A 14,815-nucleotide genomic window follows, 5' to 3' on the forward strand; every position below is an offset into this window, starting at 1 on the left:
CGGGCCGGCCTTTTGCATGTAATGAGAATCAGCCTTGCATAACCGGCCGCGCTCAATAACGAGAACGAGAAGTAAAAAGGCCGGACTCCCGTCCGGCCCTTCGTGCGAGCGCGCTTAAGCGGTTGCGACCGGGATCTTGCCGATCTTCGCCTGCCACTCCTTCGGACCGGTCTGGTGCACCGACGTGCCCGACGAGTCGACGGCCACCGTCACCGGCATGTCCTGCACGTCGAACTCGTAGATCGCTTCCATGCCGAGGTCTTCGAACGCGAGCACCTTCGCGCCGCGGATCGCCTTCGACACGAGGTACGCCGCACCGCCGACCGCCATCAGGTACGCAGCCTTGTGCTTCTTGATCGCGTCGATCGCGACCGGGCCGCGTTCTGCCTTGCCGACCATCGAGATCAGGCCCGTCTGGGCGAGCATCGTCTCGGTGAACTTGTCCATCCGCGTGGCCGTCGTCGGGCCGGCCGGGCCGACCACTTCGTCACGCACCGGATCGACCGGGCCGACGTAGTAGATCACACGGTTCGTGAAGTCGACCGGCAGCTTCTCGCCCTTCGCGAGCATGTCGGCGATGCGCTTGTGCGCGGCGTCGCGGCCCGTGAGCATCTTGCCCGACAGCAGCAGCGTCTGGCCCGGCGCCCAGCTCGCGACTTCTTCCGGCGTCAGCGTGTTCAGGTCGACGCGCTTGCTGGTTTCGGTGTTCGGTTCCCACTGGACCTTCGGCCAGGCGTCGAGCGACGGCGCCTCGAGCTTCGCGGGGCCCGAGCCGTCGAGCACGAAGTGCGCGTGACGCGTCGCCGCGCAGTTCGGGATCAGTGCGACCGGCTTCGATGCCGCGTGCGTCGGAGCGGCCATGATCTTCACGTCGAGCACGGTCGCGAGGCCGCCGAGGCCCTGCGCGCCGATGCCGAGCGCGTTGACCTTTTCATGCAGCTCGACGCGCAGTTCCTCGACCCAGTCCTTCGGGCCGCGCGCGATGATTTCCTGGATGTCGATCGGCTCCATCAGCGATTCCTTCGCCATCAGCATCGCCTTTTCAGCGGTGCCGCCGATGCCGATCCCGAGCATGCCCGGCGGGCACCAGCCCGCGCCCATCGTCGGGACGGTCTTCAGTACCCAGTCGACGATCGAGTCGGACGGGTTCAGCATCACGAACTTCGACTTGTTCTCCGAGCCGCCGCCCTTCGCCGCGACCTGCACGTCGACCTTGTCGCCCGGCACGATCTCGTAGTGGATCACGGCCGGGGTGTTGTCCTTGGTGTTCTTGCGGGCGCCTTCCGGCGGATTGACGATCGATGCGCGCAGCACGTTGTCCGGGTGCGTGTAACCGCGGCGCACGCCTTCGTTGATCATGTCGGTGAGGCCCATCGTCGCGCCGTCCCAGCGCACGTCCATGCCGACCTTCACGAAGATCGTGACGATGCCGGTGTCCTGGCAGATCGGGCGCTTGCCTTCCGCGCACATGCGGCTGTTCGTGAGGATCTGCGCGATCGCGTCCTTCGCGGCCGGGCTCTCTTCCAGCTCGTACGCGCGGCCGAGTGCCTGGATGTAGTCGAGCGGGTGGTAGTAGCTGATGTACTGCAGCGAATCCGCGATGCTCTGGATCAGGTCTTCCTGTTTGATGACGGTCATGGCTGAGACTCTGTGGGGACTGTGGGGAATGCGTTTATGCGTTGACGGCTGCTTCGGCCGGCTTGCGGGACACGGCCGCTACGGGCGCGTGCGACTCGTGGAAATGGGCCGGGTGCGTGTGGGTCGTCAGGCGGTCGACCCACGCCATCACGAGCGCCGACACGAGGAACGACACGTGGATGATCACCTGCCACATGATCGCGTGCGTCGTGTGCTGGTCCGGGTTGATGAAGGTCTTCAGCAGGTGGATCGACGAAATGCTGATCAGCGCCATCGACAGCTTGACCTTCAGCACGCCCGCGTTCACATGGTCGAGCCACTCGGGCTCGTCGGGATGGCCCTCGATGCCGAGGCGCGACACGAACGTTTCGTAGCCGCCGACGATCACCATGATCAGCAGGTTCGAGATCATCACGACGTCGATCAGGCCGAGCACCGCGAGCATCACGCTGATTTCGTCGAGGCTCGTCGCGTGCGACAGCAGGTGCCAGACTTCCTTCAGGAACAGGAACACGTAGACGGCCTGCGCGACGATCAGGCCCAGATAAAGCGGAACCTGGAGCCAGCGGCTCATGAAGATCAGCGCGGGCAGCGGGCGCAGCGGACGACGGGCGGGGCCGGGCGAATGCGGGGCAGACATGATGGTGGTACGGGCGCGGTGCGCAGGTATCGGGGGTAATCTCGAAAAGGCGCGCTATTGTAACGCGTCGGCCGGCGCGGCTGCAGCGACGCGCCGGTGCAGCCGGGGACGGATCAGGATGCGGCGGCCGGCACGCGCTTCACGCGCAGGCTCGCGAGCACGATGCCGGTGACCACGCACGCCAGCGCGATGCCGTGCGCGAGCGTCGGGCGCTCGCCGAGGAACACGATCCCGTATGCGGCGGCCGCCACCGGCAGCACCGCGCTGAACACGCCGGCGAGGCTGCCCGGCACGTGCCGGATCCCCTTCATCCACAGCCAGAACGAGAAGATGCTGGCCGACAGCCCGTACCAGACGACGAGCGCCCAGGTGCCGGCCGGCACGCTCGCGTAATCGAAATGCCACAGCGCCGTCGCGCCGAGCGGCAGCATCAGGCACAGGCCGAACAGGTGCGTGTATGCACAGATGTCGATCGGCGCGAGCGTCTGCGTGAGCCGGCGCGACAGGATCACGTAGATCGATTCGCAGCACACGGCGCCGAGGATCAGCAGGTTGCCGGTCAGCGAGCCGGACGACGTGCCGCCGGCGCCGTGCGCGGATGCGCTGCCTGCGGCGCCGTTGGCGAGGTTGATCGTCACGACGCCGGCGATCGCGAGCGCGATCGACACGAGCGCACGGCCGTTCGGTTTTTCACGCAGGATCAGCCACGCGAACAGCGCGACGATCGCGGGGATCGTGCTCGTGATCACGCCGGCCGCGACCGCGCTGGTGCGCTGCACGCCGTTGAGCATCAGCAGCGTGAACATGAAGGTGCCGAAGAAAGCCTGCAGGAACAGGTTCAGCCACTCGGCGCGGCGGACCGCGCGCATCTTCACCGGGCTGAACAGCGGCCACAGCACGGCGATCGCGATCACGAAGCGCAGCGTGGCGAGGATGGCGACCGGGACGAAGACGACGATGGATTTGCCGATACCGACGTTGCTGCCGACGAATAGCATCGACAGGATGAGGAAGAGGGCGTAGCGATTCAAGCTGGAATCCGGGAGGCGAGTTCAGTTAGGATTGTAGGGTCGTGGTTGTAACAGCGTAAAGCTGACCGTAAAGCGGCTGACCGCAAAGCGGCGCCGCGCGGCGTGCGAAACGGCGGCGCCGCGTAAGTGACGGGTAAGTTCGAGCGCTTATCGTGGAAACGGTCGTGCCGGACGATCACCGTCGCGTGACGTGGTGCGGTGCAGCATCGTGCGCAGCCTTCGGGCCGCGCGCGGGTGGGTGGGAGACAGCGGCGCGCATGCGCCGGCCAAGACGCGCGGCGCGCACGATCGCGCCGCCATGCAGAGGATTCATGTTCACCAAGGGGTTGTCGATGTCTGCGATTGAATCGGTTCTTCATGAAACCCGCCAGTTTGCGCCGCCCGAGGCGCTCGAGAAGGCGGCGACCATTTCCGGCATGCCGGCCTACCGTGCGCTGGCCGCCGAGGCCGAGCGCGATTACGAAGGCTTCTGGGGGCGTCTCGCACGCGAGGGCCTCAGCTGGCACAAGCCGTTCACGAAGGTGCTCGACGAGAGCGACGCGCCGTTCTACAAGTGGTTCGACGACGGCGAACTGAACGCGTCGTACAACTGCCTCGACCGTCACGTCGAAGCCGGCAACGGCGAGCGCGTCGCGGTGATCTTCGAGGCCGACGACGGCACCGTCACCCGCGTCACCTATGCCGATCTCCTCGCGCGCGTGTCGCGTTTCGCAAATGCGCTGAAGAAACGCGGGATCGGCAAGGGCGATCGCGTCGTCATCTATATTCCGATGTCGATCGAAGGCATCGTCGCGATGCAGGCTTGCGCACGCATCGGCGCGACGCACTCGGTCGTGTTCGGCGGCTTCTCCGCGAAATCGCTGAACGAGCGGCTCGTCGACGTCGGCGCGGTCGCGCTGATCACGGCCGACGAGCAGGCACGCGGCGGCAAGACGCTACCGCTCAAGAGCATCGCCGACGAAGCGATCGCGATGGGCGGCTGCGAAGCGGTGAAGAGCGTGATCGTCTATCGCCGCACCGGCGGCAAGATCGACTGGCATGCCGAGCGCGACCTGTGGATGCACGACATCGCGGACAGCGAGCCCGACACGTGCGCGCCGGAATGGGTCGGCGCCGAGCATCCGCTGTTCATCCTGTATACGTCGGGCTCGACCGGCAAGCCGAAGGGCGTGCAGCACAGCACGGGCGGCTACCTGCTGTGGGCCGCGCAGACGATGAAGTGGACCTTCGACTGGAAGCCAACCGACGTGTTCTGGTGCACGGCCGACATCGGCTGGGTCACGGGGCATACGTACATCACGTACGGCCCGCTCGCATGCGGCGGCACGCAGGTCGTGTTCGAAGGCGTGCCGACTTACCCGGACGCCGGCCGCTTCTGGAAGATGATCGGCGATCACAAGGTCACGGTGTTCTACACCGCGCCGACCGCGATCCGTTCGCTGATCAAGGCCGCCGAGGCCGACGACAAGGTCCACCCGAAGAGCCATGACATGTCGAGCCTGCGCATCATCGGCACGGTCGGCGAGCCGATCAATCCGGAAGCATGGATGTGGTACCACAAGCACGTCGGCCAGGAGCGCTGCCCGATCGTCGACACGTGGTGGCAGACCGAAACCGGCGGCCACATGATCACGCCGCTGCCGGGCGCGACGCCGACCGTGCCGGGTTCGTGCACGCTGCCGCTGCCGGGCATCATGGCCGCGGTGGTCGACGAGACGGGCCAGGACGTGCCGAACGGGCAAGGCGGGATTCTCGTCGTCAAGCGTCCGTGGCCGGCGATGATCCGCACGATCTGGGGCGACCCGGAGCGCTTCAAGAAGAGTTATTACCCGGAAGAACTCGGCGGAACGCTCTACCTCGCCGGCGACGGCACGGTGCGCGACAAGGACACCGGCTACTTCACGATCATGGGCCGCATCGACGACGTGCTGAACGTGTCGGGCCACCGGCTCGGCACGATGGAGATCGAGTCGGCACTGGTCTCGCACGAGCTGGTTGCGGAAGCGGCGGTGGTCGGCCGCCCGGACGACACGACGGGCGAGGCGGTGGTCGCGTTCGTGGTGCTGAAGCGTTCGCGCCCGGAAGGCGAGGAAGCGGCGGCGCTCGCGAAGACGTTGCGCGACTGGGTCGGCAAGCAGATCGGGCCGATCGCGAAACCGAAGGACATCCGTTTCGGCGACAACCTGCCGAAGACGCGCTCGGGCAAGATCATGCGGCGCCTGCTGCGCTCGCTCGCGAAGGGCGAGGCGATCACGCAGGACACGTCCACGCTCGAGAACCCGGCGATCCTCGACCAGCTCGCGGAAGTGCGCTGATCGCGCCTGTTGCGCGCGTTGCGCGCACGAGCCCCTGCGCGGCAATCCCGATTGTCCGTGCAGGGGCTTTTTGCTAAATAACGGCATGACCGTTCCGTCCCGTCCGGCGCCTGCCGCGCCGCCGCCCGTACCCGAACCGCTCGCGCGTGCCCACGCGCGTTATTGGCGCTTCAACGTCGCGCTGATCCTGGTGCTGATGGCGATCGGCTTCTCGGTGTCGTTCATCGTGCCGTTCTTCGCGCCCGCGCTGGCGGGCATCCGCTTTGCCGGTTTCAGCCTGCCGTTCTATGTCGGCGCGCAGGGCGCGATTCTCGTGTATCTCGTGTTGATCGTCGTCTACATCGGCCTGATGCAGCGCGCAGACCGCATGCTGCGGCGTGCATACGACGAACATGCTGCGCACGCGAGCAATGTGCAAAATGCCCGCTGATCCATGCTCACGCATCGACTGATTCGCGCGTACGCGCTCTACACGCTCGGCTTTCTCGGGTTCGTGCTGCTGCTGTGGCGGATCGAGCGCGCGACCGGTTCCGGCGTCTGGATCGGCTACGTGTTCCTGTTCGTGCCGATTGCCGTGTATGCGGTGATCGGGCTGCTGTCGCGCACGTCCGATCTCGTCGAGTACTACGTGGCGGGGCGGCGCGTGCCGTCCGCGTTCAACGGGATGGCGACGGCGGCCGACTGGCTCTCGGCGGCGTCGTTCATCGGCCTCGCCGGTTCGCTTTACGCAACCGGCTACGATGCGCTCGCCTACGTGATGGGGTGGACGGGCGGCTTCTGCCTCGTCGCCTTCCTGCTCGCGCCGTATGTGCGCAAGCTCGCGCGCTACACGATTCCCGATTTTCTCGGCACGCGTTTTTCGAGCACCGCGGTGCGCGCGCTCGCGGCCGGTGCGGCGATCCTGTGTTCGTTCGTCTATCTGGTTGCGCAGATTCAGGGGATCGGCCTGATCGCGACGCGCTTCATCGGCGTCGACTTCGCGATCGGGATCTTCTGCGGGCTCGCGGGCATTCTCGTGTGCTCGTTTCTCGGCGGGATGCGCGCGGTTACGTGGACGCAGGTCGCGCAGTACATCATCCTGATCAGCGCGATTTTGATACCGGTGTCGCTGATCGCGATGAAGAACGGGCTCGGGCCGGTGCCGCAATTCAATTACGGCAAGCTGATGGAGCGCGTGGCGGCGCGCGAGGCGCAGGTGCGCGACGCGGCGGCGGAGCAGCAGGTGCGCGACGCGTATCGGCGGCAGGCCGCGGTCGTCCAGGGGCAGCTCGATCGCTTGCCCGCATCGTATGCGGACGCACGCCGGCAACTCGTCGACCAGCTTGCGGATCTGCGGCGCCACAACGGGCCGCTGCGCGAGATCAACCAGCGCGAGCGCGAACTGGCCGACTTCCCGCGCGACCCGACGGCGGCACGCGTGACGTGGACCCAGGCGCGCGACGACCTGCTGGCCCGGGCCGAGCCGCCGGTGCCGATGCACGAGCCGTTTCCGGCCGCGAACGACGACGAGCGCAAGCCGCGCGAACGGAATTTCCTCGCGCTGCTGTTGTGCCTGTCGCTCGGCACCGCGAGCCTGCCGCACATCCTCACGCGCTACAACACGACGACGTCGGTTGCGTCTGCGCGCCGCTCGGTCGGCTGGACGCTGTTCTTCATCGCGCTGTTCTACCTGAGCGTGCCGGTGCTCGCGGTGATGATCAAGTACGAGATCCTCACCAACCTCGTCGGGCGGCCGATCGCCGAACTGCCCGCGTGGGTCACGCAGTGGCATCACTTCGAACCTGACCTGATCAGCATCGTCGAGGTGATTCGCGACGGCATCGTCCACTGGTCGGAAATCCAGATGCAGCCGGACATGGTCGTGCTGGCCGCGCCGGAGATCGCGGGGTTGCCGTATGTCGTGTCGGGACTGATCGCGGCCGGTGCGCTGGCTGCGGCGCTGTCGACCGCGGACGGGTTGCTGCTGACGATCGCGAACGCGCTGTCACACGATGTTTACTACTGCATGGTGGCGCCGGACGCGTCGAGCCAGCGACGCGTGACGATCTCGAAGGTGCTGCTGCTCGGGGTGGCGCTGTTCGCGTCGTATGTCGCGTCGCTCAATACGGGGAAGATTTTGTTTCTGGTGGGGGCGGCGTTTTCGCTCGCGGCTTCAAGTTTCTTTCCCGTGCTCGTGCTCGGGGTGTTCTGGAAGCGCACGACCACGCGCGGTGCGATCGCCGGGATGGTGACGGGGCTCGCGGTCTGTGTGTATTACATCGTGTCGACGTATCCGTACGTCACGCAGCTGACGGGGTTTGTCGGACGTACCTGGTTCGGGATCGAGCCGATCAGTTCGGGCGTGTTTGGTGTGCCGGCGGGGTTTGCGGTGGCGATCGCGGTGAGTCTGCTCGATCGACCGCCGGATGAATATACGCGGGCGTTGGTGGATTACATTCGGCATCCATGAGCGGGGCGGCTCGGGAAGGCCTGCGGTTCGGGGACGGAGCGGTTGACCCACAAACGAAAATGCCCGCTGGCGCGGGCATTTGAATTCTGGCGGAGAGAGGGGGATTCGAACCCCCGATAGGCGATTAACCTATACACGCTTTCCAGGCGTGCGACTTAAACCACTCATCCATCTCTCCGGAAGAGCGAGAGTATAGCAAACTCTGGTGGCCTCCCGCCACTCCCTTCGACGAGCCGCTGAAATCTGCCGAAAATCCGGTCCCCGCGGCAGGCGCGTTCGTGCCGTCGATGCAGCCGCCGCAGAATGGCGGCGAGGTTCTGCGGTCCGGCATCACGTCGAACGCTTGCCGGCTCAACGGGCGAGCGGGCGGCGCGGCAATCGTGCGATCATTGGCCGTCCGTCCTTGCCGCCGGGCCCGGCGCGTCGCACGGCGCGGTCCGCATGACCGAAAGCCGGACGCATTCCACCCGCATGATCTCTTTCACGATGCACGCCATCTCATGACGATCTCCGCATTGCTCGCATTTGCCCTGATCCTGTCCGTCGGTGTCGCGACGCCCGGCCCGACGGTGTTGCTCGCGATGAGCAACGGTTCGCGCTACGGACTGCGTCACGCGATGGTCGGCATGCTCGGCGCGGTCACCGCAGACGTCGTGCTGGTCGCGCTGGTCGGGTTCGGCCTCGGCGTCATTCTGGAAGCGTCGGAAACCGCGTTCGTGACGCTGAAGCTGCTCGGGGCCGCGTGGCTCGCGTATGTCGGCATCCGGATGCTGATGTCGAGCGGCCGTTCCGCTGCCGCGCAGGAACGCGATTCGCCGACACCCGATCGCCGCACCGCCTTCCTGAAAAGCTTCTTTGTCGCGATGAGCAACCCGAAGTACTACCTGTTCATGTCCGCGCTGCTGCCGCAGTTCGTCGACCGGTCGCATGCGGTCGCGCCGCAATACGCGATTCTCGCGGCGACGATCGTCGCGATCGACGTGATCGGGATGACCGGCTACGCGCTGCTCGGCGTGCATTCGGTGCGGGTGTGGAAAGCAGCCGGGGAGAAGTGGCTGAATCGGGTCAGCGGTTCGCTGCTGCTGATGCTCGCGGGGTATGTCGCGTTGTATCGGAAAAGCGCGAACTGACCGCGGCCGCGTATTGAGCTGCACCTTCAGCAACGGTGGCGCCCGGGCCGGAGTCTGCTATCTTCCGGGCATCTCATCGCTTCCCCGTCTCGCCATGACTGACCGTATCGTCGCCGCATTCGATTTCGACGGCACCATCACGACCACCGACAGCTTCCGTCATTTCGTCCGCTACGCAGTCGGCACGCCGCGCTTCGCGTGGGCCGGGCTGCGTGCGCTGCCGTGGATCGTCGCGATGAAGGCGGGCCTGCTGTCGCGCGGCGATGCGAAGGCGAAGTTCGCGTGGTTCGCGTTCGGGCCGATTCGCGAGGACGCGCTCGACGCGCTCGCGCGTCGCTTCGTCGACGGCTATCTGCCGAAGCTCGTGCGTCCGGACATGCTGGAACGGGTGCGCGAGCATCGCGCACGCGGACACGAAGTCGTGCTGGTCAGCGCGTCACCGTCGCTGTACCTGGAGAAGTGGGCGAAGACGGTCGGCATCGACACGGTGCTCGCGACGCGGCTTGCGTTCGAGCGCGGTACGTTCACCGGGCGGCTGAACGGCGAGAACTGCTGGGGTCCGCAGAAGGTCGTGCGCTTGCGCGGCTGGTGGGGGAACCGGCCGCCGAAGCAACTGTTCGCGTACGGCGACAGCCGCGGCGACAAGGAAATGGCCGAACTCGCGACTTGGGCGTGGATCCGCGGGCACGGACCGATGCCGTCGATCGGCGACTGACGGACTGATGGGACCGGCGCGGCGCACCGCACGCCGCCGTTACGCGTCAGCCCGCTGCGCGCCGTGCGTACCGCGAGCCGGACGATAAGCGCCCCAGCGGTTCGCGCGCTTGAACGTGCCGACATCGTTGAACCGGACGCCCACTTCACGCAGCGCCGCATGCGCGGTGCGTGCGGTCAGCTGCCGGATGTAGAACGGATCGCGCACCACGAAGTGATGGATCGCGTGCGTGCTGCCGAAGTTGCAGCAGAACAGCTGGAACGGCAGCATCCACCAAGGGTTGAGCACCTGGGTCTGCTGGATCACGTTGCGCGAATCGATGTCGCCGAAGTAATGCATGTTCGAGCTGACGAAGTTGATGCAGAAGCTGCGCACGAAGTTCGGCCCGAGCCACACGACCGCCAGGAAATCGACGACGCTCATCACGCGCTCGACGACGGCCGGCACGGTTATCTCGTAGCCGAACGCACGCAGCGCGAACAGGCCGGCATGATAGACGATGAACGCGTGCCACAGCGCGTAGTACACGTGACCGACCGGCATGTAGGACGACACCTGCTCGACGCGCAGCTGCGCGCGCTCGGCCGCATCCTGCACCGGCTGCGCGGCGACGTACTGCTTGACCTTGCGGCGCATCGCGTCCGGCCGCAGCACGACGGCGAGCATCCCGTCCGCGATCATCAGCAGCCGCTTGACGCCCCAGCGTTCGCCGTTGGTGATGCCGAACTCCTCGAGATCCGATTCGCCGCCCGACACCTTGTGGTGATGCAGGTGCATGCGCCGGCGCGTCCACGGGTTGATCGTGCCCGGCCGCGTGAGCCAGCACAGCGCCATCATCAGGTGATAGGCCCACGGCGTCTTCTTGAAGTACATCAGGTGGATCAGGTCGTGCTCGAGCTCGTGGATCAGCGACGTGACGAACGCGGCAAGCGGCAGCGCGACGTACCACGCGATTGCGCCGCGCGCATACAGCCACGCGATCGCGAGCATCGCGCTCACCGACACGGCCATCACGGTCGCGCCGACGAGGTTCTGGTTGTCGAGCAGCGGAAGGCGCGTGCGGATCGCATCGCTCGCGGCGTTGACCTCGCGGCGCACATACGCGACCTTGTCTGCGTCTTGGCGAAAGACGGTTCGTGCAGGTTGGCTCATCGACCGGAATCCGTGCGGAAAGAGTGGGGCGCAATGCCGATGTGACAAGCATAGGCGCGGCCCGTACCGCACGCGAGGGCCGCCGGTGCCAATGATGGTGTCATTTCGGGCCACAAGGGCCGGCGCATCGGCACCCGATGCCACGCGGCGCGGCTAGAGTGCCGCCGGGGTGTCATTGCGGGCCAGCGACGCTACAATCCGCCGAAACCGCTCCGGAGTCCGCCGCATGGCCCTGTCCGTCCCGGATGCCGCACGCCAGCTGAACAAGGCGACGGTATCGTCCGCGTATGCGCTGTTCATGCTGATGCTCGCTGAGGAGCGCGGTATCGACGTCGGTCGCATTCTCGCCGGCTCGGGCGTCGAGCGCGAGCGGCTCGCGCAGCCCGATGCGCGCATCACGCCGCTGCAGCAGGCAGCGATCGTGTTCAACTTGCTCGAGGCGACGGGCGATCCGTCGATCGCGATCGAGATCGGCCTGCGCAGCAGCCTCACGAAATCCGGGCTGATCGGCTTCGGGCTGATGAGTTGCGCGACGCTCGGCGAGGCGATCGCGCTCGGCATCCGCTACCTGCCGACCCGCGTGCCATTTTTTTCGGTGCGGCTCGCGCAGCTCGACGGGATCGTCGACATCGACGTGCTCGAGGCGTTTCCGCTCGGCCGGCTGCGCCAGTTCGCGGTGGAGAACTTCCTGGTCGAGACGGCGATCCTGTTCAATTCGCTGCTCGATCCCGCGCCGGGGCGCACGCTGCAGTCGCGTGCGGAGCTGCACTTCGAATGGCCGGAGCCGCCATGGTTCGAGCGCTATCGCGAGCGGCTGCCGCGCTGTCATTTCGGCGCGAGCGCGAATCGCATCCGTTGCGACGCCGCGTTGCTCGACGAGCCGATCGGCACTGCGAACGCGCAGACCGCGCAGATGATCGTCCAGCAGTGCGAGGCCGAGCTCGCGCGGCTCGGCTATGCGGAAAGCATGGTCGAGCGCGTGCGCAACCTGCTGATCTGCGGTGATGCCGGCTATCCGTCGGTGGCCGATGTCGCGCACGAGTTGCACGTGTCGGCGCGCACGTTGAAGCGCAAGCTGGCGGAATTCGGCACGACCTATTCGGCGCTGCTCGACGAGATCCGGCTGCGCGATGCGCTACGGCTGCTCGGGGGCACGCGCCTGCCGGTCGATGAAATTGCGGCGCGGGTCGGCTATACCGACCGCGCGAATTTCACGCGCGCGTTCAAGCGCTGGACCGGCGTCGCGCCGAGCGAGCGGCGCTGACGACGGGCGGGCCGATCGTGCACCGGGCGTCCGTCGATCAGACGATCGCAACCCAGTTCGCACCGCGGCCGCCCGGCACGCGCGCATGCAGCGACAACGTGCCGTCGTCCGGTGCGATCGCGTAGACCGACACGTATTCCGACTGCTCGCCGCACGCGACGAGCCAGCGTCCCGACGGATCGATCGCGAAGCCGCGCGGCTGCGTTTCGGTGGTCGTCGCGTGCGCGGGCTCGAATGTGCCGTCCGCATGGCGGCGATAGCAGAGCAACTGGCTCGACGTGCGTTCGCTGACATACGCGAAGCGCTCGTCGGGCGTCAGGTGGAGGTCGGCGGCCCACACGGACGGCCCGGTCGGCGCGGGCGGTCGCGCATGGCCTTGTGCGAGGCCGGCGACGGCCGGATGGCGCGCGCTCACGTGTGCGTCACCGAGGCGGCCGTGGTCGGCGTCGCGTGCGAAGGTCGCGAGCGTGGCCTGGAATTCGCTGACCACGACGAGCGCTTGTCCGTCGTGCGCGAACTGCAGGTGACGCGGGCCGAATCCCCCCGGCACGCGCGTTTCGCCGTGTTCGAGCGCGCGCAGGCCGCCGGCATCCTCGACCAGCGCGAACGTGAAGATCCGGTCCGAACCGAGCGAGCTCACATACGCGTAGCGATTGTCTGGCGACACGACGACCGCATGCGCATGTGCGATGCCGCCCGCGACCTGCAGCGGCGTGCCGTCGCCGTCGCGCACGCGTGCGGCGTCATAGAGGCTCAGCGAATTGCCGCCGTACGACGCGCCGAGCAACCAGCGGCCGCTGCGGTCGAGAGACAGGTACGCGAGGCTCGCGTCGATCGCGGTCGCGCCGATGCGTGCGAACGCACCGGTGCCCGTCGCGACGCGGAATGCGACGACCGTCGGCTGCTCGCCGCGCGTCGCGACGTAGAGCCGCGCGCAATCGGCCTGCACGGCGACCGGCATCGCGACGTCGCCGACAGGGTAGCGGGCGAGCGGCGCGAGCGTGCCGTCAGGGGCGAGCGAGAACGTGGCGAGGTCGCCGTCGGCGGCATTCGAGACGACGACGGTCAGGCGGTCAGTGTTCGGCATGGCGGAGCATCGAAGCGTGCGTGAAGGACTCGTCGGCCGGCTGGCCGCGCGGCGGATCGCTGCGCCGGTGCGTGCGGGCGAACAGCGCGGCGACCGCGGCGACGAGGGATGCGATCGCGAGCGCATACAGGCCGCCCGTGATCGAACCCGTATGTTGCTTCAGATAGCCGAAGGCCGTCGGCGCGACGAAACCACCGAGGTTGCCGACCGAGTTGATCAGCGCGATCACGGCCGCGGCCACGCGCGTGTCGAGGTAGCCCTGCGGGATTGGCCAGAACAGCGACGACGCCGCCTTGAAGCCGAGCGCGGCGAAGCAGATCGACGCGAACGACCAGACCGGATCGTGCGACGTCGACGCGAACAGCCCGCACGCGGCGAGCACCAGCGCGAACGACAGCCAGCGCTGCGGATGCTTCCATTTCGAGGACAGCACCGCGAAGCCGTACATCGCGCCGATCGCGATCATCCACGGGATCGTGTTGTACAGGCCGACCTGGAAATCGGTGAGGCCGCCCATCTTGCGGATGATGGTCGGCAGCCAGAAGGTGGCCGCGTAGATCGTCAGCTGGATCGCGAAATACAGGAAGCAGAACAGCATGATCTGCGGGTCGCGCAGCAGCGCGGTGGCCGATACGTGCACTTTCGAGCGCACGTCGCGCGTCGCCCGTTCTTCGTCGAGCGCGTTCTGGAGCGCCGCGCGTTCGTCGGCCGTGAGCCACGTCGCGTCGCGGATGTGCGATTTCAGCAGCAGCCAGCTCGCGCCGCACAGCATGACCGAGAACAGCCCTTCGATCAGGAACATCCACTGCCAGCCCTGCAGGCCGAAGCCGTGGATCGACAGCAGCGCGCCGGTCACCGGACCGGACAGCACCGACGCGAACGCGGAACCGCCGAGGAAGATCGCCATCGCCTTGCCGCGCTCCTGCGGCGGCAGCCATTGCGACAGGTACAGCACGACGCCGGGGAAGAAGCCGGCCTCGGCCGCGCCGAGCAGGAAGCGCAGCGTGTAGAACGAGGTGTCGTTCCACACGAACGCCATCGCGGCCGCGACGATGCCCCACGTCGCCATGATCCGCGCGAGCCAGATACGCGCGCCGTAGCGCTGCATCAGCAGGTTCGAAGGCACTTCGAACAGCGCGTAGCCGACGAAGAACAAGCCGGCGCCGAGCCCGTACGCGGCTGCGCCGATACCGATCGACGCTTCGAGGTGGCGGTCGACGAAGCCGACGTTCACGCGGTCGATGTAGTTCGCGATGAACATGATCAGCACGAGCGGCAGCACGTGCCATTTCACTTTCGAGACAGCAGACGCGAGCGGGTCGCGGCCGGACAGGGTGGGCGAGGTCAACGGAGTCTCCGGATCGGGCTGCGAACGGGGCGGCTGCCCGCGTCGG

The 14,815-nt window shown here is 66.9% G+C and carries 12 protein-coding genes and 1 tRNA gene; 6 read left to right on the forward strand and 7 right to left on the reverse strand.

Annotated features, from left to right (window positions below; all coding sequences use genetic code 11):
* Positions 1 to 114: 114 nt before the first annotated feature.
* The 3 genes from GEM_RS06055 to GEM_RS06065 form a co-directional block, all read right to left on the reverse strand.
* Positions 115 to 1,638: a fumarate hydratase gene (locus GEM_RS06055; RefSeq protein ID WP_006762441.1), complete on the reverse strand. Its 1,524-nt coding sequence runs from the start codon at positions 1,636 to 1,638 to the stop codon at positions 115 to 117.
* Positions 1,639 to 1,672: 34 nt separating this feature from the next.
* Positions 1,673 to 2,278, reverse strand: coding sequence for a TIGR00645 family protein (locus tag GEM_RS06060; protein ID WP_014896552.1), 606 nt, complete (start codon positions 2,276 to 2,278; stop codon positions 1,673 to 1,675).
* A 113-nt stretch (positions 2,279 to 2,391) separates the two neighbouring features.
* Positions 2,392 to 3,309, reverse strand: a complete 918-nt coding sequence (locus tag GEM_RS06065) for a DMT family transporter (protein WP_014896553.1) — start codon at positions 3,307 to 3,309, stop codon at positions 2,392 to 2,394.
* Between the two features lie 332 nt (positions 3,310 to 3,641).
* On the opposite strand from GEM_RS06065, the gene acs reads away from it, so the two are divergent.
* From acs to GEM_RS06080, 3 genes are all read left to right on the forward strand, one after another.
* Entirely contained in the window at positions 3,642 to 5,624 is a 1,983-nt protein-coding gene (gene acs, locus GEM_RS06070) for an acetate--CoA ligase (protein ID WP_041490621.1), read from the forward strand.
* 85 nt (positions 5,625 to 5,709) lie between these two features.
* Positions 5,710 to 6,054: a DUF4212 domain-containing protein gene (locus GEM_RS06075; RefSeq protein WP_014896555.1), complete on the forward strand. Its 345-nt coding sequence runs from the start codon at positions 5,710 to 5,712 to the stop codon at positions 6,052 to 6,054.
* 3 nt (positions 6,055 to 6,057) lie between these two features.
* The gene (locus GEM_RS06080) at positions 6,058 to 8,073 is read left to right on the forward strand and encodes a sodium:solute symporter family protein (protein ID WP_014896556.1); all 2,016 of its coding nucleotides are present in this window, start codon (positions 6,058 to 6,060) and stop codon (positions 8,071 to 8,073) included.
* Between the two features lie 87 nt (positions 8,074 to 8,160).
* On the opposite strand, the gene GEM_RS06085 is transcribed toward GEM_RS06080, so the two are convergent.
* A tRNA-Ser gene (locus tag GEM_RS06085) sits at positions 8,161 to 8,251 on the reverse strand.
* A gap of 322 nt (positions 8,252 to 8,573) precedes the next feature.
* Between GEM_RS06085 and GEM_RS06090 the strand changes: the two genes are divergently transcribed.
* Positions 8,574 to 9,203 carry a LysE family translocator gene (locus tag GEM_RS06090; protein WP_014896557.1) on the forward strand — a complete coding sequence of 210 codons (630 nt, stop codon included), beginning with the start codon at positions 8,574 to 8,576 and terminating at the stop codon, positions 9,201 to 9,203.
* Positions 9,204 to 9,297: 94 nt separating this feature from the next.
* A complete protein-coding gene (locus tag GEM_RS06095) occupies positions 9,298 to 9,918 on the forward strand; it encodes an HAD family hydrolase (protein ID WP_014896558.1) in 621 nt (206 codons plus the stop codon).
* Between the two features lie 39 nt (positions 9,919 to 9,957).
* On the opposite strand, the gene GEM_RS06100 is transcribed toward GEM_RS06095, so the two are convergent.
* Positions 9,958 to 11,070: a fatty acid desaturase gene (locus tag GEM_RS06100; RefSeq protein ID WP_014896559.1), complete on the reverse strand. Its 1,113-nt coding sequence runs from the start codon at positions 11,068 to 11,070 to the stop codon at positions 9,958 to 9,960.
* Positions 11,071 to 11,296: 226 nt separating this feature from the next.
* On the opposite strand from GEM_RS06100, the gene GEM_RS06105 reads away from it, so the two are divergent.
* A complete protein-coding gene (locus GEM_RS06105; protein ID WP_014896560.1) occupies positions 11,297 to 12,334 on the forward strand; it encodes an AraC family transcriptional regulator in 1,038 nt (345 codons plus the stop codon).
* A 37-nt stretch (positions 12,335 to 12,371) separates the two neighbouring features.
* Here GEM_RS06105 and GEM_RS06110 read toward each other — a convergent pair whose 3' ends face one another.
* Together GEM_RS06110 and GEM_RS06115 are read right to left on the reverse strand one after the other, a co-directional pair.
* Complete coding sequence (locus GEM_RS06110; RefSeq protein WP_014896561.1) at positions 12,372 to 13,421, reverse strand: lactonase family protein; 1,050 nt, start codon at positions 13,419 to 13,421, stop codon at positions 12,372 to 12,374.
* The gene (locus GEM_RS06115) at positions 13,408 to 14,769 is read right to left on the reverse strand and encodes an MFS transporter (protein ID WP_014896562.1); all 1,362 of its coding nucleotides are present in this window, start codon (positions 14,767 to 14,769) and stop codon (positions 13,408 to 13,410) included. The genes GEM_RS06110 and GEM_RS06115 overlap by 14 nt, the downstream gene beginning before the upstream one ends.
* Positions 14,770 to 14,815 lie beyond the last annotated feature (46 nt).

This window comes from Burkholderia cepacia GG4 (genome assembly GCF_000292915.1).
In the GTDB taxonomy this organism is placed as follows: Bacteria; Pseudomonadota; Gammaproteobacteria; order Burkholderiales; family Burkholderiaceae; genus Burkholderia; species Burkholderia cepacia_D.

Bases quoted from the DNA above. Each gene is read 5' to 3' on its own strand.
- GEM_RS06055 (WP_006762441.1), bottom strand. From the start codon at position 1,638: ATGACCGTCATCAAACAGGAAGACCTGATCCAGAGCATCGCGGATTCG.
- GEM_RS06060 (WP_014896552.1), bottom strand. From the start codon at position 2,278: ATGTCTGCCCCGCATTCGCCCGGCCCCGCCCGTCGTCCGCTGCGCCCG.
- acs (WP_041490621.1), top strand. From the start codon at position 3,642: ATGTCTGCGATTGAATCGGTTCTTCATGAAACCCGCCAGTTTGCGCCG.
- GEM_RS06075 (WP_014896555.1), top strand. From the start codon at position 5,710: ATGACCGTTCCGTCCCGTCCGGCGCCTGCCGCGCCGCCGCCCGTACCC.
- GEM_RS06080 (WP_014896556.1), top strand. From the start codon at position 6,058: ATGCTCACGCATCGACTGATTCGCGCGTACGCGCTCTACACGCTCGGC.
- GEM_RS06090 (WP_014896557.1), top strand. From the start codon at position 8,574: ATGACGATCTCCGCATTGCTCGCATTTGCCCTGATCCTGTCCGTCGGT.
- GEM_RS06095 (WP_014896558.1), top strand. From the start codon at position 9,298: ATGACTGACCGTATCGTCGCCGCATTCGATTTCGACGGCACCATCACG.
- GEM_RS06100 (WP_014896559.1), bottom strand. From the start codon at position 11,070: ATGAGCCAACCTGCACGAACCGTCTTTCGCCAAGACGCAGACAAGGTC.
- GEM_RS06105 (WP_014896560.1), top strand. From the start codon at position 11,297: ATGGCCCTGTCCGTCCCGGATGCCGCACGCCAGCTGAACAAGGCGACG.
- GEM_RS06110 (WP_014896561.1), bottom strand. From the start codon at position 13,421: ATGCCGAACACTGACCGCCTGACCGTCGTCGTCTCGAATGCCGCCGAC.